Annotated in this window: 17 protein-coding genes and 1 pseudogene; 12 read left to right on the top strand and 6 right to left on the bottom strand. The window is 64.0% G+C overall.

Annotated elements, in window-relative coordinates; genetic code table 11:
* Nucleotides 1-20 precede the first annotated feature (20 nt).
* From trkA to ACWGPT_RS18525, 5 genes are all read left to right on the top strand, one after another.
* Nucleotides 21-1397, top strand: coding sequence for a Trk system potassium transporter TrkA (gene trkA / locus ACWGPT_RS18505; RefSeq protein ID WP_452607108.1), 1377 nt, complete (start codon nt 21-23; stop codon nt 1395-1397).
* Between the two features lie 22 nt (nt 1398-1419).
* Nucleotides 1420-2283: a D-amino-acid transaminase gene (locus tag ACWGPT_RS18510; RefSeq protein WP_452607109.1), complete on the top strand. Its 864-nt coding sequence runs from the start codon at nt 1420-1422 to the stop codon at nt 2281-2283.
* 111 nt (nt 2284-2394) lie between these two features.
* Nucleotides 2395-2637, top strand: coding sequence for an RNA chaperone Hfq (hfq, locus tag ACWGPT_RS18515; protein WP_037155370.1), 243 nt, complete (start codon nt 2395-2397; stop codon nt 2635-2637).
* A 44-nt stretch (nt 2638-2681) separates the two neighbouring features.
* A complete protein-coding gene (hflX, locus tag ACWGPT_RS18520) occupies nt 2682-4052 on the top strand; it encodes a GTPase HflX (protein WP_452607110.1) in 1371 nt (456 codons plus the stop codon).
* A 68-nt stretch (nt 4053-4120) separates the two neighbouring features.
* Nucleotides 4121-4771, top strand: coding sequence for a YdeI/OmpD-associated family protein (locus ACWGPT_RS18525; protein ID WP_452607111.1), 651 nt, complete (start codon nt 4121-4123; stop codon nt 4769-4771).
* Nucleotides 4772-4811: 40 nt separating this feature from the next.
* On the opposite strand, the gene ACWGPT_RS18530 is transcribed toward ACWGPT_RS18525, so the two are convergent.
* The gene (locus ACWGPT_RS18530; protein ID WP_452607112.1) at nt 4812-5561 is read right to left on the bottom strand and encodes an SDR family oxidoreductase; all 750 of its coding nucleotides are present in this window, start codon (nt 5559-5561) and stop codon (nt 4812-4814) included.
* A 92-nt stretch (nt 5562-5653) separates the two neighbouring features.
* Between ACWGPT_RS18530 and ACWGPT_RS18535 the strand changes: the two genes are divergently transcribed.
* Nucleotides 5654-6583: an AraC family transcriptional regulator gene (locus tag ACWGPT_RS18535; protein ID WP_452607113.1), complete on the top strand. Its 930-nt coding sequence runs from the start codon at nt 5654-5656 to the stop codon at nt 6581-6583.
* Nucleotides 6584-6587: 4 nt separating this feature from the next.
* On the opposite strand, the gene mazG is transcribed toward ACWGPT_RS18535, so the two are convergent.
* The 3 genes from mazG to ACWGPT_RS18550 form a co-directional block, all read right to left on the bottom strand.
* Nucleotides 6588-7412 (bottom strand): nucleoside triphosphate pyrophosphohydrolase, encoded by an 825-nt coding sequence (mazG, locus tag ACWGPT_RS18540; protein WP_452607114.1) that lies wholly within the window; start codon nt 7410-7412, stop codon nt 6588-6590.
* Nucleotides 7413-7431: 19 nt separating this feature from the next.
* A complete protein-coding gene (locus ACWGPT_RS18545) occupies nt 7432-7980 on the bottom strand; it encodes a deaminase (RefSeq protein ID WP_452607200.1) in 549 nt (182 codons plus the stop codon).
* 138 nt (nt 7981-8118) lie between these two features.
* Complete coding sequence (locus tag ACWGPT_RS18550) at nt 8119-9411, bottom strand: diguanylate cyclase (protein WP_452607115.1); 1293 nt, start codon at nt 9409-9411, stop codon at nt 8119-8121.
* A gap of 318 nt (nt 9412-9729) precedes the next feature.
* On the opposite strand from ACWGPT_RS18550, the gene cysG reads away from it, so the two are divergent.
* The 5 genes from cysG to ACWGPT_RS18575 all read left to right on the top strand — a co-directional run bounded on the left by cysG (nt 9730) and on the right by ACWGPT_RS18575 (nt 14649).
* Complete coding sequence (gene cysG / locus ACWGPT_RS18555) at nt 9730-11169, top strand: siroheme synthase CysG (protein WP_452607116.1); 1440 nt, start codon at nt 9730-9732, stop codon at nt 11167-11169.
* Nucleotides 11166-11480: a DUF2849 domain-containing protein gene (locus ACWGPT_RS18560; protein WP_452607117.1), complete on the top strand. Its 315-nt coding sequence runs from the start codon at nt 11166-11168 to the stop codon at nt 11478-11480. Before cysG ends, ACWGPT_RS18560 begins: the two co-directional genes overlap by 4 nt.
* Nucleotides 11481-11487: 7 nt before the next feature.
* A complete protein-coding gene (locus tag ACWGPT_RS18565) occupies nt 11488-13158 on the top strand; it encodes a nitrite/sulfite reductase (protein ID WP_452607118.1) in 1671 nt (556 codons plus the stop codon).
* A gap of 11 nt (nt 13159-13169) precedes the next feature.
* Complete coding sequence (locus ACWGPT_RS18570; RefSeq protein ID WP_452607119.1) at nt 13170-13691, top strand: DUF934 domain-containing protein; 522 nt, start codon at nt 13170-13172, stop codon at nt 13689-13691.
* Between the two features lie 121 nt (nt 13692-13812).
* Nucleotides 13813-14649 (top strand): ferredoxin--NADP reductase, encoded by an 837-nt coding sequence (locus ACWGPT_RS18575; protein ID WP_452607120.1) that lies wholly within the window; start codon nt 13813-13815, stop codon nt 14647-14649.
* Nucleotides 14650-14916: 267 nt separating this feature from the next.
* Here ACWGPT_RS18575 and ACWGPT_RS18580 read toward each other — a convergent pair whose 3' ends face one another.
* Nucleotides 14917-15333 (bottom strand): hypothetical protein, encoded by a 417-nt coding sequence (locus ACWGPT_RS18580; protein WP_452607121.1) that lies wholly within the window; start codon nt 15331-15333, stop codon nt 14917-14919.
* Between the two features lie 838 nt (nt 15334-16171).
* Here ACWGPT_RS18580 and ACWGPT_RS18585 point away from each other — a divergent pair.
* Nucleotides 16172-17830 carry an AIPR family protein gene (locus tag ACWGPT_RS18585; RefSeq protein ID WP_452607122.1) on the top strand — a complete coding sequence of 553 codons (1659 nt, stop codon included), beginning with the start codon at nt 16172-16174 and terminating at the stop codon, nt 17828-17830.
* Nucleotides 17831-17908: 78 nt separating this feature from the next.
* Here the strand turns inward: ACWGPT_RS18585 and ACWGPT_RS18590 are convergent.
* Nucleotides 17909-18228, bottom strand: a pseudogene (locus tag ACWGPT_RS18590) (hypothetical protein); the annotation flags it as partial.

The following is an 18228-nucleotide window of genomic DNA, read 5'->3' on the forward strand; positions in this document are numbered from 1 at the left end:
GGCGGCCATGAAAGCAACCCATGAAAGTCATCATTTGCGGTGCGGGACAGGTGGGCTACGGCATCGCCGAACGCCTTTCCCAGGAAGACAATGACGTCTCGGTCATTGATACATCCGCCTCGCTGGTGAACGCGATCACCGAGACGCTGGACGTGAGGGGCTATGTCGGGCACGGCGCCCATCCCGACGTCCTGTCCAAGGCGGGCGCCGAGCAGGCGGACATGATCATCGCCGTGACGCTCTACGACGAGGTCAACATCGTCGCCTGCGAAGTGGCGCACGCGCTGTTCAGCGTCCCCACCAAGATCGCCCGGATCCGCGCCCAGAGCTACCTGGCTCCGGAATATTCCGACCTCTTCAGCCGCCAGAACATGTCGATCGACGTGACGATCTCGCCGGAAATCGAGGTCGGCAAGATGGTGCTGCGGCGGATTTCCTTCCCCGGCGCGACCGACATCGTCCGCTTCGCCGACGATTCGATCGCCATGCTGGCCATCGAATGCATGGAGGACTGCCCGGTCCTGAACACGCCGCTCAACCAGCTGAGCGAGCTTTTCCCGGACCTCATGGCGACCGTGGTGGGCGTCTTCCGCAACGGCAGGCTTGCGATCACCCGCTCCGCCGACCAGCTGGAGGTGGGCGATCTCGCCTATGTCATCTGCCAGCGCGACCACGTCCGCCGCACGCTCGGCCTCTTCGGCCACGAGGAGCAGGAGGCGCGCCGCATCATCATCGCCGGCGGCGGCAATATCGGCCAGTATGTCGCCCGCACCATCGAGGAGCTCCAGCCGAGGACGCGACTGAAGATCATCGAGAGCGACCGCGAACGCGCCGCCACGATTTCCGAGCAGCTTCGCAACACGGTCGTCCTGCACGGCTCGGCGCTCGACCAGAACATCCTCCAGCAGGCGGATGTCCAGGATGCCGACCTCTTCGTCAGTCTCACCAACAGCGACCAGATCAACATCCTCGGCGCGGTGATGGCGAAGTCGCTCGGGTGCAAGTCGAACCTCGTCCTGATCAACAGCTCCTCGCTCAACAAGGTCACCCAGTCGCTCGGCATCGATGCGCAGATCAATCCGCGCGCCGTGACCATTTCCCGCGTTCTCCAGCATGTCCGCAAGGGGCGCATCCGCTCTGTCTACGCCGTGCAGCAGGGCTCGGCCGAGGTCATCGAGGCGGAGGCGCTGGAGACGTCGCCGCTGGTCGGCAGGCCGTTCCGTGAGCTGGATCTTCCCGACGGCATCCGCATCGGTGCGATCTACCGCGGCGGCGCCGTGATCCGCCCGAGCGGCGACACCAGGATCAAGGCGCACGACCGCGTCGTGCTGTTTTCCACCGCGGCCGCGGTCAAGAACGTGGAACAGATGTTCCGCGTCTCCATCCAGTACTTCTAGCCCCAACCTGATCGGCCAATCCATGTCCAGAATTGCCTATGTCAACGGTCGCTATCTTCCCCATGCGGACGCGGCGATCCACATCGAGGATCGCGGCTTCCAGTTCGCCGATGGCGTCTACGAGGTCTGCGAGGTCCGCGAAGGACAGATCATCGACCTCACCCGCCATCTCGAGAGGCTGGACAGGTCACTCCGCGAGCTTCGCATGGCCAGTCCGATGGCGCGCGAGCCGCTGAAGCTCGTCATCCGCGAGGTGCTGCGCCGCAACCGGGTCCGCAACGGCCTCTTCTACCTGCAGGTGACGCGCGGCGTGGCTCGTCGCGACCATTATTTCCCGGCTGCCGGCACCCCGCCGACCCTGACGATAACCGCGAAGTCCGCCGATCCGCGTCCTGCGCTCGCCCGCTACGAGACCGGCATCAAGGCGATCACCGTGCCGGAAAACCGCTGGAACCGCGTCGACATCAAGACGGTCGGTCTTCTCCCCAACGTGCTGGTCAAGCAGCAGGCGAGGGAGGCCGGCGCCCAGGACGCGATCTTCGTGGATACGGCCGGCAACGTCACCGAGGCCGCCTCGTCGAATGTCTGGATCGTCAGCGCCGACGGCAGGCTCGTCACCCGCCCGGCCGAGCACGGCATCCTGCGCGGCGTGACCCGCACGACCTTCCTCGACGTTGCAGCGAGCCTCGCGATCCCTGTCGAGGAGCGGGAATTCTCGGTGGAGGAGATGCTCGCGGCGCGCGAAGTCTTCCTCACTTCGGCCACGGGTTCCTGCGTTCCGGTCGTCGAGATCGACGGCAGGACCATCGCCAACGGGCATCCCGGCAGCGTGGCGGCCGCCCTGCGTAGTGCCTTTTTGCACATTGCGGAAAAGACGACGATTTGATAACGAGGAATTCATTGGGGGGAGGGAAGCACGAGGGCGCTTCCCTTATTTCTCTGAAATGTCATCAGATCATCCCGGCAGGATGCCGGCAAAAAAGAAAGAAGCGGCGCCATGGCGGAACGTTCTCAGAACTTGCAGGACCTGTTTCTCAATACTGTCCGTAAGCAAAAGATTTCGTTGACTATTTTCCTTATCAACGGCGTGAAGCTGACCGGCGTTGTCACCTCCTTCGACAATTTCTGCGTACTCCTTCGCCGTGACGGCCACTCGCAACTCGTGTATAAGCACGCGATCTCGACCATCATGCCCGGCCAGCCGATGCAGATGTTCGAGAGCGAAGAAAACGCCGCCTGACAGGACAGCAACCGATTAAACATCGCGATACCTCGAATGAATCGATGATCCCGGAGACAGACCGTCGCCGGGACGATATGCGCGCCGTGGTGCTCGTGCCGGTGCTGAAGGCTACGCGTGCCTCCCGTTCGGCACAGCCTGAAGCCGCACCCTCGCCGCAACGCTCGGAAGAGGCGCGCCTGGAGGAAGCGATCGGCCTTGCCCGGGCCATCGACCTCGAGGTCGTGCAGGGCCTCGTCGTCCAGGTCTCCCAGCCGCGCCCGGCCACCCTGATGGGCACCGGCAAGATCGCCGAGATCAAGGCACTGCTCGATGAGCACGACGCCGGCCTCGTCATCGTTGATCACCCGCTGACGCCGGTCCAGCAGCGCAATCTCGAGAAGGAATGGAACGCCAAGGTCATCGACCGCACCGGCCTCATTCTGGAAATCTTCGGACGCCGCGCCTCCACCAAGGAAGGCACGCTGCAGGTCGATCTCGCGCATCTCAACTATCAGAAGGGCCGGCTGGTGCGCAGCTGGACCCACCTTGAACGCCAGCGCGGCGGCGCCGGGTTCATGGGCGGTCCCGGCGAAACCCAGATCGAGGCCGACCGCCGGCTCCTGCAGGAACGCATCGTCAAGCTGGAGCGCGAGCTGGAGCAGGTCGTGCGCACCCGCCAGCTTCACCGGGCCAAGCGCCGCAAGGTGCCGCATCCGATCGTCGCGCTGGTCGGCTATACCAATGCCGGCAAGTCGACGCTCTTCAACCGCATCACCGGTGCGGGCGTGCTCGCCGAGGACATGCTGTTTGCGACGCTCGACCCGACGCTTCGCCGCATGAAGCTCCCGCACGGGCGCACCGTCATCCTGTCGGATACGGTCGGCTTCATCTCCGATCTTCCCACCCACCTCGTCGCGGCCTTCCGCGCCACGCTGGAGGAAGTGCTGGAGGCCGACCTCATCCTGCATGTCCGCGACATGTCCGACCCCGACAACGCCGCCCAGTCGGCCGACGTCATGCGCATCCTCTCCGACCTCGGCATCGACGAGAAGGAGCGGGAAGCCCGCATCATCGAGGTCTGGAACAAGATCGACCGGCTCGACCCCGAAGCCCATGACGCGCTGGCGGAACGGGCGAAAGGCCGCGACAACATCATGGCCGTCTCGGCGGTGACCGGCGAGGGCGTCGAGGCGCTCCTGGACGAGATCGCCCGCCGGCTCTCCGGGGTCCTGACCGAAACCACCGTCGTCATCCCGGCGACCAAGCTCTCGCTCGTCTCCTGGATCTACGAAAACGCCATCGTTGACGAACGGCGCGACCGGGAGGATGGTGCCGTCGAGCTCGACGTCAGGCTGTCCGAAAGCCAGGCGGCGGCGCTCGAGCGCAGGCTCGGCAACGGCCCGAAGCCCGTGAAGGAAGAATGGGAGCGCTAGGCGCGCCGTGAGGGCAACCGGCGGCGCGCGGCGGGCATGACCCGCATTTCCTGGTGTGGAGGAGCGCCATGGACGATGAGACCCCCATGGGCCACCAGAGGGGCCACCGGAAGGACCACCGGAGGGACCACGGCAGTGACCGCGCCGGGATTGACGCCTTCTACGACGGCGAGATGCGCTGGCGCGACGAGCTTCTGGCGCTGCGGAAAATCCTCCTCGACTGCGGCCTTGTCGAAACCTTCAAGTGGAGTTCGCCCTGCTACACGGCAGGTACCGGCGGCAATGTCGCGCTGGTCTGGGGCTTCAAGGACAGCGCCACGCTCGGCTTCTTCAAGGGCGTCCTCCTTGCCGATCCGCAATGCCTGCTTGCCGCGCCCGGCGAAAACTCCCGGTCCTCCCGCGTGATGCGCTTTACCAGCACCGCGGAAATAGCCGAGCGCGAGGCCGCGATCCGCGGCCTCGTGGCTGAGGCGATCGCGCTCGAGGAAGCGGGCGCCACGGTCGATCTCCCGAAGGACGATCTCGCCTATCCGGACGAACTCGTCGGCGCGCTCGGGCAGGATCCGGAACTGCGGGCTGCCTTCGAGGCGCTGACGCCCGGCCGCCGGCGCGGCTATCTCCTCCACTTCTCCCAGCCGAAACAGGCCGAGACCCGTCGTTCGCGGATCGACAGGAACCGCGACAGGATTCTCGCCGGGAAGGGCATGCATGACCGGTAGGGCGAGGGGCGGGCATCCCTCCGCCCCTCCCTTTTGGTGGTCAGGCGGCGAGCGCGACCGCGTCCGCCCCGGCGGGGATCCGCATCGGCGAGGAGGGATCGGTCGCCGCCCGCCAGACCGCCGCCACCACGTCGGACGGGTGGGTCACCAGCCCGTCCCCCTGCCGTTCCCGCGCCCCGAAGATCTCCTTGACGAAATCCGCGTAAGGCGCCGGAAAGCCGCCCTCGTCCTGCAGCCGGCCGCGTGCGGTCCGGCTGAAGGACGTGTCGGGAGCCCGTCCGGGCAGGACAAGCCGGAGCCTTATCCCGTAAGGCGCAAGCTCGATGGCGGCGGATTCGGTGAAGGCGTTCACCGCCGCCTTGCTCGCCGTATAGGCGGCCAGCAGCGGCAGCGGCTTCAGCGTCACGCCGGAGGACACGTTGACGATGACGCCCTCTCGGCGTTCGCGAAACTGCGGCAGCACCGCCTGCATCATGGCGATCGTGCCGAACGTGTTGGTCTCGAAGAGGTCGCGCAGCGTATCAGCCGGCGTCCCCTCCACGACGTTCATCCAGCCGATCCCGGCATTGTTCACCAGCACGTCGATCGGACCGGCCTGGTCGAGCGCGGCGCGGATGCTCGCGGGGTCGCGAACGTCGAGCTTCACGACGGTCAGGTTGTCGGAGACGGGCAGGATATCCGCCCGGGGCGTGCGCATCGTCGCCACGACCCTCCAGCCCTTCTCGACGAAGAACCGTGCGATCTCGACGCCGAAACCGGACGAACAGCCGGTGATGAGTATGGTCTTCATGCTTTTCTCCTTCATTGCTCGGCATCAGCATGGAGGAGAGCAGGGCGATCTGCTATAACGCAACGTCCTTGGTTTGTTATCGGGAGTATCGCTTGAGCGATCCCTTGGCGGAAATCATTGCAGTGATGAGGCCGGGCCCGCCGCTTTCGAAGGTCGTCACCGGCTCCGGCGTCTGGCGCGTCGATCGCCCGGCGGGCGGAGAGCCCTTCTACTGCGTCGTGGTGGAGGGAAGTGCCCGGCTGTCGGTTCGCGGCGGTCCGGCCGTCACCCTCGAACAAGGCGATTTCGCCCTGATCCCGGCATCCTGCGGCTTCACCATGTCGAGCCTCGCCGCCGCGCCCGATGACGGCAGGCAATGGACGATCACCGTTCGCGACACGGAGACGCGCCACGGAAATCCGCAGGGTCCGGCCGACGTGCGGTTGCTGATCGGCCATTTCGTCTTCGGCTCGCCGGACAGCGATCTCCTCGTTTCGCTTCTGCCGCAATTCCTGCATGTCCGAGGCGACATGCGGCTCTCCATGCTGGTCCGCCTGATCACCGACGAGGCGCGCGGCGCAAGACCGGCGCGGGAGATGATCCTCGCCCGGCTCCTGGAGGTCCTGCTCGTCGAGGCCGTGCGGTCGACCGCGGCCGACTCCGGGATCGCATCGCCGGGGATCGCCCGGGGGCTTGCCGATCCGCGCCTGGCCGAGGTGATCCGCGGCCTGCACCGGGACCCGGCAAGACCTTGGACCGTCGAGGAGATGGCGCGGGACGCCGCCCTTTCGCGGTCGGCCTTCTTCAACCGCTTCCGCAGGATGGTCGGCGTGGCGCCGATGGAATACCTGACCTCGTGGCGGATGGCGCTTGCCAAGGACATGTTGGAAGCGGGTCAGGCGGGCATGCAGGAAATCGCCGACAGCATCGGCTATGGGTCCGCCAGCGCCTTCAGCACGGCCTTCACGCGCCTGGTCGGCGTCCCGCCGTCGCGCTACGCGGAGCGGCAGAAGGAAGTTGGAGAACAGCCGCTGGTGGCGTGAACGGCTACCGTTCGTCCTTCTTCGCCGCCTGCCAGAGTTCCTCCATCCGCTCCAGCGTAGCGGCCTTTAATGTTTCACCTGCTTTATTAAGCTCTTCTTCTATATGGCGGAAACGGCGGCGGAATTTCGTGTTCGTGCCGCGCAGCGCATCCTCGGGATCGGCGTCCACATGGCGGCCGATGTTGACGAGCGCGAAGATCAGGTCGCCCAGTTCGTCCTTCACCTCGTCCTTGCGTCCGTCGCGAAGGGCTTCCCGCAGCTCGCCGATTTCCTCCTCGATCTTGTCGAGGATCGGCTCGGCCTCGGACCAGTCGAAGCCCACCTGGGCGGCCTTCTGTTGCAGCTTCAGCGCCTCGGTCAGGGCCGGCTGGCTGCGCTGGACGCCGCCGAGGAACCCGTCGCGGAAGTCCTCCGTAATCCCGCGCTGGCGCCGCCGTTCGGCGCGCTCGCGCTTCTCCTCCGCCTTGATCTCGTCCCACTGCACCTTGACGGCATCGGGCGTCGCGGCGTCCGAGACGGCAAAGACGTGCGGGTGGCGGCGGATCATCTTGCGGGTCACGGCGTGGACGACGTCGCCGAACGAGAATTCGCCGGCCTCCTCGGCCATCTGCGCGTGGTAGACGACCTGGAGGAGCAGGTCACCCAGTTCCTCGCAGAGATCGTCCGGGTCCTTGCGCTCGATCGCATCGGCCACCTCGTAGGCCTCTTCGATCGTATAGGGCTTTATGGTCTCGAAGGTCTGCACGATGTCCCAGGGGCAGCCGGTCTGCGGGTCGCGCAGCGCCGCCATGATCTCGATCAGCCGGGAAATGTCTCGTGAGGCTTCCATGGTCGTTCCTGCGTCCTCTTCAGCGAAGCGGGATTGCGTTGCCGTCCTTGCCGGCCTGGTAGGCGGTCGAGAGGCGGTCGTAGGCGTCGCGGATACGCTCTGTCTGCGCCTTCATCTGCGTGCGCAGCGGCTCGGCTTCCGCCTCGATCATCTCCGTCAGCGCATGCGATTGCCAGAAGGCATTTTGGCGACGGTAGCCGCCGGGCTCCAGTCCGAATACTTCCTTGAGGATCTTCAGGTCGTGCGGGATGGCGAAGGCGTCGCGCGAATCCTCGTGGCTGAAGAAGTAATGGAAGTTGTCGAAGCCGGCCCAGGTGATCGCCGACATGCACATCGTGCAGGGCTCGTGCGTCGACAGGAAGATGAGGTCCTTCGTGTCGGGCTTCTCGCCCATCTCGTAGAAGCGCTTCAGCGTGTGCACCTCGCCGTGCCAGAGCGGGTTCTCCAGCTCGTTGTTGGTTTCGGCGATGACCAGCGAAAGGTCGGACTTGCGCAGGATCGCCGCGCCGAAGACCTTGTTGCCGGCGGCAACGCCGCGCTGCGTGAGCGGCAGGATGTCCTGCTCCATGACGTCGAGGAGACGAAGCGGGAGGGAGGCATTGGTCACGTGTCGACTCCTCTATCGTGGCCGAACTTTAGTTTTCGATCGTCCGCCGCGGAAGCGGTATTTCCGTCGTTCGCTATTCGGAGAATGCAAAAGGCGGATTCAGGCGACCTGGACGCGGTTACGCCCCTGTTTCTTGGCCTGGTAAAGTGCCCGGTCCGCATCGTCGATCAGGTGCTGGAAGTCGGGATGGCCGCTCTGTTCCGCCAGGCCGATGGAGACCGTGGCATTGATCGTCGTTCCGTCGGCGAGCTTCAGTTCGCGCCCCATGAAGGCATCGCGGATGCGCTCTGCGACCTCGTTCGCCTGCTTGATGCCGGTCTCGACGAGCGCGACGAGGAACTCCTCGCCACCGTAGCGGAAGATGATGTCCGCCGCGCGGCTGTTGTCGGCGATCGTCTCTGCCACCTGGCGCAGAACGAGATCGCCGGCGGAATGGCCCCATGTGTCGTTGATCGTCTTGAAGTGATCGACATCGATCATCAGGATCGAGAGCGGCGTGCCCTGCTGGAGGCTCAGCATGACCTCCCGGCCAAGGATCGACGGCAGGAATTTGCGGTTCAGCGCGCTGGTGAGCGGGTCGCGGGCATTGGCGGAGGCCGACAGGCTCTGGAAGAGGTCGGCCAGCAGGAACTTGATCTCCTCGATGCGCGCCTGCAGCCGTGCCACGAGGGGTGCCGCCTGCGCCACGCGGGCGTTTTCGAGCATCTCGATCTGCGGGATGAGTTCGCCGTCGATCTCCTCCATCGCCTTTTCGATCTTCTTAAGCATCAGCGCGCCCTGGAACATGACGCTGCCGCGGTGGCGAAGCCACAGCCCGAATTCGGACTTGCCGATTGCATCGAGGCGCGGACTGCCCTCGCTGCCGAACAGGCCGAAGATTGCGGCCTGGCTCCATTCCATCAGCGCCGCACGCTGGCTTTCACGCTCTACGCCGACGTCCTGGCCGAGCGTGAACAGCCGGTAGGCTTCCTCCACCTTGGCATGCTGCGATATGCCCTCGACATAGGCCGCGCTCATCTGCAGCATCGCGTAGTCGATGAGCTCGTTGAGAAGCACGATCGCCTCGGCGGTGTCCCGGTTGTGGTAGCCGGTCAGCACCTTTTCAGAGATCGCGGTCTTCAGCCCGCTCGCGCCCTCCAGCACCAGGTTGACCGGAATGTTCATGCGCGCATGGACCTTGCCGATCGTTCGCTGCGTTTCGGAAAAACCATCCGCGTCGCTCTTCGGGTCGAAATCGAGGAGGGTCAGCAGCCATTTCGTCAGTGCGCCGCCCAGGCGCTCCTGCACCATCGCGTGATTGAGGAACTGCGATGCCCGCTCGTGCTTGAGCAGGATTTCGTAGAAGTAAGAGACAAGATGCTCGATGTTTTCGCTGATAACCTCGCCCAACATGTCCTTCGCGGAGGAAAGAGCTGTATCTTCACGGGATTTCCAGAATTGCAGGCTATGCGTATGGGAGTTCATGATGGCACTTCATTGATATGCCGGTCGTTTACGGGGTTTGCCGGTGCTTTTCAATCGGCGCTTTGTCCGGCGGCGCCGGATAACGGCAGGGCTTGCCTTTATTACGTCTGGAGATGACGATCCCTTTTGCTCGCCGCCGACGCAAAGTTGAAACAGAAATGCCCCTCGACCTGCACTCAGGGATTTCCGTTCCTTCATGCAGCGCCTGCGGTCTGTCATAAGGATGCGATGACCAAGGAACCCACCGTGAGCGAGTCCCGCCGCCTTTCCGCGTTTCCCATCTTCTTCAAGGTGCGCGGGCGTGTGGTCGCCGTTTTCGGAAACGGGGCCGAAGCCTTCGCCAAGGTTCGCCTGCTGCGGAACACGGATGCGGTGATCGTCGCCCATGCGGACGATCCGGAAGCCGACTACCGGGATTTCCTTGCAGCAGATCGCATCGAGGTCGTTTCGGCGCCCTTCGACGCCTCCCAGGTGACCGGCGCCGCTCTCGTCTTTGCCGCCACCGGTGATCCTGTGCAGGACCGGGTCATCGTCGCGGCCGCCCGAGCCGCCCGTATTCCGGCGAATGCAGTGGACCAGCCCGAACATTGCGATTTCCTCACGCCGGCGCTCGTCAACCGTGCTCCTGTTGCCGTAGCGATCGGCACGGAGGGCGCGGGACCCGTTCTCGCGCAGATGATCCGTGCCCGCATCGACCAGATGCTCTCGCCATCGCTCGGCGGGCTTGCGTCGCTTGCGATCGACTACCGCGAGTCGGTGGAGCGTCTCGTGCCGAAGGGCGTGTCACGCCGGGTTTTCTGGCGCCGCTTCTTCTCCGGCCCGGTCGCCGCGAACATCGATGCCGGCGATACCGCCGCCGCGCGCCGGGAGGCCGACGAACTCCTCTCCTCGTCCGGTCGCGTCCGGGGCCACGTCTGGCTGGTCGGCGCGGGTCCCGGTGCCGAGGACCTGTTGACGCTGCGGGCCCAGCGGGTGCTGATGGAGGCCGACGTCATCGTCTACGACGCGCTCGTGCCGCAGGCCATCGTCGACATGGGCCGCCGGGATGCAGAGCGCCTTTCTGTCGGCAAGCGCAAGAACTGCCACTCGAAGTCGCAGGCCGAGATCAACCGGCTGCTGGTGCAGCTGGGCGAGGACGGCAAGCGCGTCGTCCGGCTGAAATCCGGCGATCCGCTCGTCTACGGCCGGGCAGGGGAGGAAATGGCGGCGCTGCGCGAAGCCGGCATCTCCTACGAGATCGTTCCCGGCATCACGTCTGCCTTTGCGGCCGCTGCCGATTTCGACCTGCCGCTGACGCTTCGCGGCGTCGCCTCCTCGCTCGTCTTCACTACCGGCCACGACCTTTCCGGCGACGTCCTGCCGGACTGGGCGAGCCTTGCCGTGTCGGGCGCCACGATCGCGGTCTACATGGGGCGCACCGTTGCCGCCTCCGTCGCCGGGCGGCTGATCGTCGCCGGCCTTTCGCCGGATACCACCGTGGCTGTCGTCGAGAATGCCAGCCGCGCCGATCGCCGCCTCTTTCACGGCGTGCTCAAGGAACTCCCGGACCTGGAGGCGAGGGAGGATCTCGCCGGTCCGGTCATGGTCATCATCGGCGAGGCAGTCGCCGGTGCGAATTTCGCAAGATCCGAGCCCCTTTCCGCCTGGACCGGAAAGGCTCGCGCCGAGATGGGAATGGAAGCATGACGGACAAGGTCTTGACCGCAAACCGGCTGACGGACGGCATTGCCGTATGGCTCGACGCTAACGGCCAATGGGTGGAAAACCTGCAGGACGCGCTGGTGGCCCGCCATGCGGAAGCCGTCGCCTCGCTCGAGGCGATCGGCAAGCGCGACTTCGCCGCCAACCGGGTGGTCGACGTCAACGTCATCGACGTGACCGAGGTGAAGGGCCAGCTCTGGCCCGTGCGCCTTCGCGAGCGCATCCGCGCCGCCGGCCCGACCATGGAATATGCGGCCGGCTACCGCCCCGCCGACGCAGCCTTTATCGCAGTCTGAGGAAGTCATGTACCGTTACGACGAATTCGACCACGCCTTCGTCAAGAGCCGCGTCGAGCAGTTCCGCGACCAGGTCAACCGCCGCCTTTCCGGCGAACTTGCCGAGGATGCCTTCAAGCCGCTCCGGCTGATGAACGGCGTCTACCTCCAGCTGCATGCCTACATGCTGCGGGTGGCGATCCCCTACGGCACGCTGAACGCCCGGCAGATGCGCATGCTGGCCCATGTGGCGCGCAGGTACGATCGCGGCTATGGCCATTTCACGACCCGCCAGAACATCCAGTTCAACTGGCCGAAGCTTTCCGACACGCCGGATATCCTCGACGAGCTGGCGACCGTCGAGATGCATGCGCTGCAGACCTCCGGCAACTGCATCCGCAACGTCACGGCCGACCATTTCGCCGGCGCGGCCGCCGACGAGGTCGCCGATCCGCGGCCCTATGCGGAAATCCTGCGCCAGTGGTCCTCCGTCCACCCGGAATTCTCCTTCCTGCCGCGCAAGTTCAAGATCGCCGTCACCGGCGCCCCGCGCGACCGGGCGGCGATCCAGGTCCACGACATCGGCCTGCACCTGAAGCGCAACGACAAGGGCGAACTCGGCTTTTCCGTCTATGTCGGCGGCGGGCAGGGCCGCACCCCGCTGATCGGCAGGAAGATCCGCGACTTCCTGCCGGAAGAGGATCTCCTGACCTACACGACGGCGATCGTGCGCGTTTACAATCTCTTCGGCCGGCGCGACAACAAGTACAAGGCGCGCATCAAGATCCTCGTGCACGAGATCGGCGTCGAGGAAATGACCCGCCAGGTGGAGGAGGAGTTCTCCCACCTTCGGGGCAGCGAGCTGACCCTGCCGGAGGCCGACATCGAGGCCATCGCCCGCTATTTCGCGCTGCCCGCCCTGCCGGATCGCCCCGAAGGCTGGGCGCAGCTTGCCGGCTGGAAGAAGCAGGACGCCGGCTTTGCCCGCTGGGTGGACCAGAACGTCGCGCCGCACAAGCATCCCGACTATGCCATGGTGACCGTCTCGCTGAAGCCGATCGGCGGCATTCCGGGCGACGCCAACCACGAGCAGATGGACGCGATCGCCGACATCGCCGAGGAATATGCCTTCGACGAGATCCGCATCAGCCACGAGCAGAACGTCATCCTGCCGCATGTGGCGCGGGCCGACCTCGAGCCGGTCTACCGGGCGCTGGTGGCGCAGAACCTCGCGACCGCCAATGCCGGGCTGATCACCGACATCATCGCCTGTCCCGGCCTCGACTACTGCGCGCTGGCGAATGCCCGCTCGATCCCGGTGGCGCAGGAAATCTCCACCCGCTTCGGCTCGCCCGAGCGGCAGGCGGAGATCGGCGAGCTGAAGATCAAGATCTCCGGCTGCATCAACGCCTGCGGCCACCACCATGTCGGCCATATCGGCCTTCTCGGCGTCGAGAAGAAGGGGGCCGAGCTCTACCAGATCACGCTCGGCGGATCGGGCGACGAGAACACCTCGATCGGCGAGATCATCGGCCGCGGCTTCGAGCCGGACAAGGTGACCGACGCGGTCGAGACGATCGTCGACACCTATCTCGGCCTTCGCCTCGGCAGGGAGGAGACCTTCCTGGAAGCCTACCGGCGCGTCGGGCCGCAGCCTTTCAAGGATGCGCTCTACGGCTCGGCGGCGGAAGCGGCTTGAGGGGCGGGATGATGACAAGGATCTGGAAGGAAACCGGCTTCGTCGAGAACGACCCCTGGGTGATCGAGACCGAGGAGGCGCCGGCTTTGGACGGGCAGAAGCCGCTCCTGACGCTCGACCAGCTGGTGGAGCGGGCCGAGGCGAGCAACGATGTCGGGCTCGGCGTGCTCATCCGCCCCGCCGACGACGTCAAGCGGCTTCAACCGCATCTCGACCGGCTGGCGATCGTCGCGGTCGATTTCCCCGCCTTCAGCGACGGCCGCGCCTTCAGCCATGCCTCGCTGCTGCGCGAGCGGCTCGGCTACGAGGGCGAGCTTCGGGCGGTCGGCGACGTGCTGATCGACCAGGTGCCGCTGATGCTGCGGGTCGGGATCGACAGCTTCGCGGTCGCCAATGAGACGGCGCTGCGGCGGCTTGCCGAGGGCCGGCTGCCGGCGATCCCCGTCCACTACCAGCCGACGGCGCGTCCCGCGGCCCATCCCCAGGGCTACAGCTGGCGCCGGCGCTCCGACAGTCCCGGCGCCGAGAACTGAGGCGCGCACTCCAGAAGACCCCCGGCACCCGCGGCATTTCCACGCGGACGCCTTCAAATCCGGGCGCGGATGGTATATCTCGCCCGCCAGGACATCGACAGCCAAGCGAGACGTAAGCCGCATGAACGCTCCAGCCAAGACGGATGTTTTCGTCGCCCCCGGGTCCGCGACCAAGCCGGCCGCCATCCCGGACAATGTCTATGCCGAGACGGTGCTGTCGGTCGAGCACTATACCGACCGGCTGTTCCGCTTCCGCATGACCCGCCCCGCCGGATACCGCTTCCGCTCGGGCGAATTCGCAATGATCGGGCTGATGGTCGGCGACAAGCCGATCTACCGCGCCTATTCGATCGCCAGCCCCGCCTGGGACGAGGAACTGGAATTCTTCTCCATCAAGGTGCCGAACGGGCCGCTGACCTCGCATCTGCAGAAGATCCAGCCCGGCGACACGGTGCTGATGCGCAAGAAGCCGACCGGCACGCTGGTGCTCGATGCGCTGACGCCCGGAAAACGCCTCTACATGTTCTCGACCGGCACCGGGATTGCCCCCTTCGCGAGCCTCATCCGCGACCCGGAGACCTACGAGAAGTTCGAGGAGGTCATCCTCACCCATACCTGCCGCGAGGTGGCCGAGCTGAAATACGGCTTCGACCTGATGGAGGAGATCCGGAACCACGAATTCCTCTCCGAGATCGTCGGCGACAAGCTGAAGCACTACCCGACCGTGACCCGCGAGGACTATCCCTTCCGCGGCCGCATCACCGACCTGATGGAAAGCGGCAGGCTCTACACCGATCTCGGCGTGCCGCCGCTCGACCCGGCGACCGACCGCGGCATGATCTGCGGCTCCACCGAGATGCTGAAGGACACCAAGGCGCTGCTGGAGGCCGCCGGGCTGACCGAAGGCGCCAACAACAAGCCAGCCGAATTCGTCATCGAACGGGCGTTTGTGGGGTGAGGAACGGTCGCGCGCTTTGGCGCCCGAGCAATCGATCCAGTGAATCGATTGCAGTGACGAACGCCCGAAGCGCAAGCGAAGGGCCGGGGGGCGGTGCGTCATGCTCGGCCTCCTGCCACGCCGAACGCCCTGAGCCCGAAGCGAAGGGCCGGCAAGGCGCGTGGCCCTGAGCCCGAAGCGCAGGGCCGGAGGCGGCGCGTCCTTCTCGACCCTCTTCCCACGCGAATGCGGATCGCGGCTCCTCATCCTCGACCCGCTTGCGACCCGTCATCCGTCCTTCCCCGACGTCCGCTCCGTGTCGAACTGCGCCAGCCGCTTTTCCCGCGCCCGTCGCGCCGCATCCCACTGCTGCCACTGCCGACGATGGGGGTCGGTTCGGGCAATCGCGATCGCCAGGTCCTCCGCCGCCCGTCGCGCCCCCGCGAGCGCCTCGAACCGGTACGGATCGGTGCCGAGAAAATGCGACGCGGCATTCGCGTCATGATAGACGACGTCGAACAGCCGGCGTTGTTCGACCGTCAGGTTCCGGAGGCAGCACGGCTCGCCCGTGGAGGGGAAGTTCCAGCGACAAAGGTGGTTGCGGCGGCAGTCGCGGCGCCTGCAGACCAGCTGCGGCAGGCCGAGCATCTCGGCGGCGCGGGCGGCGATGTGGGTCTTGATGGGAGGCGGCTTGTTTTCAGGCATGGTAACCCCTTGGCGATCTCGAGAATTTTCAAGTCGGACGGGGCGCTGAAAGCTGCCTCGTAAAGTTAGTTTATGTGGCACCTCTCAGCGCCCCGTTCGGCGGTTTTTGCCCCGCGACTTGGGTCTCTCTGTCGAGGTCTTGCGGGGAGGTGCTTTCCGCCGGTTTCCCGGGTCCCGAGGCTTTCCGCCCCGGTCTCTCGTCGGACTTGAAAATCCGGCGACACCATCTCCGTCGACCCCCTTGTGTGCCGCACAGGCACGCCCGGCGCGCTGTTCGGGCATCAAGAGACGAGGGCTGGTCCGTAACCCTTCGCCTCTCCCCGTGTCGCCGGAGGGAGACCATTTTCCGCGGACCCCGATGATGAGGACTTACGTCGTTTCCCCACCACCAGCGCCGGCTCCGCCTCGCCAGCACGCCTGCTGGTGTATCCGAGGGCGGAACGGGGCAAGTATGGGCACGGGTTTCGGGGACGGGGATGTGGCGGGGGTTAAGTGGTTGATTTTTGGTGGAGAGGGCGCGGGTTGGGGGGGTGGATGGCTCTCCTCCCGTCATCCCGGCCCCGAGCCGGGATCCAGCCGCCGTGCGTCTGCGCGGCGAGAGAACCATTCGTGGGCATTGGATGTCTATGAGTCCTGCGCCGCAGACGCGGCGCTACTGGATTCCTGTGACAAGCACAGGAATGACGGGAGAAGGCGTCGCCGGAAAAGCGTAACTCTGGCTACCGCATAGCCCGGAGCGGCTTGGGAAAGATCGTGCATAAAGGTGACTTCCAAGATTCTGGAGTTGAACAACCTATGTTTGCACCTATTCTGCTCGCTAACCCATCATGGTGTCTTAATGCGTCCGATCACCGAACTCGAATACTCACTCCTAGAAAGCAAAATAAGCCACGCTGCCGCCAGGGTCGCAGTGGATGATCGTTCGACAGCTTTCTTGTATCTAATGCTCGACGCGCTATTTCCGCGGGCCGGCGAGGAGATCTCCTCACTAATCACTGATGGAGGTAATGATCGAGGGGTTGACGCGGTATACATTCAGGAAGCGGGAAGCGCAGTTCATGTGAGCATACTGCAGAGCAAATATGCTGCGAGCATCAAGAATGCAAAGCGGCACTTCCCTGGAGGCGAGGTAGATAAGCTTGTCTCGCTGATTAGAGACGTGGCTGACCGAGCACCGGGTTTGCTCGACACGGTAAATCCGCTCCTGAAACAGAAGATAGTTGATATATGGCGCTTAGTTGATGCTGGTAAGCTCTTATATTTGCATGTTTTCTTAGTGTCTAACGGCCTTCCATTAATAGTTCACGAGCGTAAGCGTTTTGAGGCCTTCTGCGAGCAGTATGATTTCGTCTCGCTTGAGGAGATTTCGTACCGGAGCATCGTCAGTCTTCTCTCGTCCGATGGAAGGGCAAAAGAAAATGGAATCTTAGACACGGTAGATGTTCAGAAATACGAAAGGTCAGACTGCGACATCCGCGGGCTAGTAGCCAACATCGATGCACGTTCATACATTCAAATGATCTCGACAGATGCAGGCGCTATTAAGAGGCACCTTTTTGATGAGAATATACGTGGCTTTCTTGGCCTAGATGGCGGCTACAATCGTCAGATCCACCACAGCGCGTTGTCCGAGGATAATCACCTATTCTGGTATCTAAACAACGGCATCACCATCATAGCTAAAGACTTTACGCATCAAAAGGTAAGAGGGTCCAAGATCCACCTCACCGACCTGCAAATAGTCAATGGGGCGCAGACCTCCTATTCGCTTCTGGAGGCTTACAAGCGCAACCCTGAGAAGGTTTCGGAAGTGGTTCTCTTAGTCAAGATCTTCGCTTCAAGTCGTCCGGACATTGCCGAACAAATTGCCATAGCGACAAACAGTCAAGCCCGTATTGCTCCCCGTGACCTTAAGGCTAATGATGCCATTCAAAAGAAGATTGCCGCCGTCTTTGAAGCGAATGGCCTGCTTTACGAGCGCAAAAAGAACCAGTTTGACAATGATGACACGCGAGAGCGGATTGATTCTCTAAAACTTGGGCAAGCCATTCTTGCCTATCGACTCCATGAGCCACATCTCGCCAAAACGCAATCGGACGAGATCTTTGGAACGATGTATGAGCGGATATTTTCCGAGCGGTTGGACGGAGATTATTTGGTCCGCCTAGCTAGGCTTTACTTGTACGTCAATTCCATGAGGGAACATCAGTTAGTTGGGCTACGAAATCAAGAAAATTTCCACAGCAGCGTGGAATTCATTGCATATACGCAGTGGTACATAATGTACTGCGTCGCTTTGCTGGCAGAGAGATCAGACGTAAACGTGCCAGATGAGGGTCGCTTCGAAGAACTTGTTCAGAGATCTCAGGAAGTAATCTCTAAGATCGCCGACAAGTACCAGTCTCAGTCTTTCTATAGGATTTTCAGATCAGGAAGAACAAAAGAACTCATTATGGACGAGTTGGGCGTGGGCCAACTTCGGTTTGAATTCACCTGAACGCTCTTCTCCACGGTGTCATGAAGTTCTGGTGAGAGCCGACCTCATCTCCTGTAGGAGATGCATTAGCAGGCCTCCCCGTCCCGGCCGCCCCGTCTTGCCCTTCGTCCCTCCCTTGCGCTTCTGCTCGCCGGGATCCTCGTAGCTGCCAACGCCGACCTTGCCGCAGATGACGGGGCGCGGATCGTCCTCGGGTCCTCGGGTCAAGCCCGAGGATGACGAAGGAGAGGTGGGTGCCTCGCCGTGTTCCGGCTGGCCTTCGAGCAAGGGTGAGAAGCGCGTGCCCGACCCCCTCACCAAGTTCGCCTCGCCAATCGGCTGCGCCTCCTGGGGCGAACTATCCTCTCCCAGGGGGGAGAGGACGGGCCTTGCCGCGTGCCGCTGCCTTTCCCTCTCCC

Source organism: Pseudorhizobium sp. NPDC055634 (assembly GCF_053618655.1).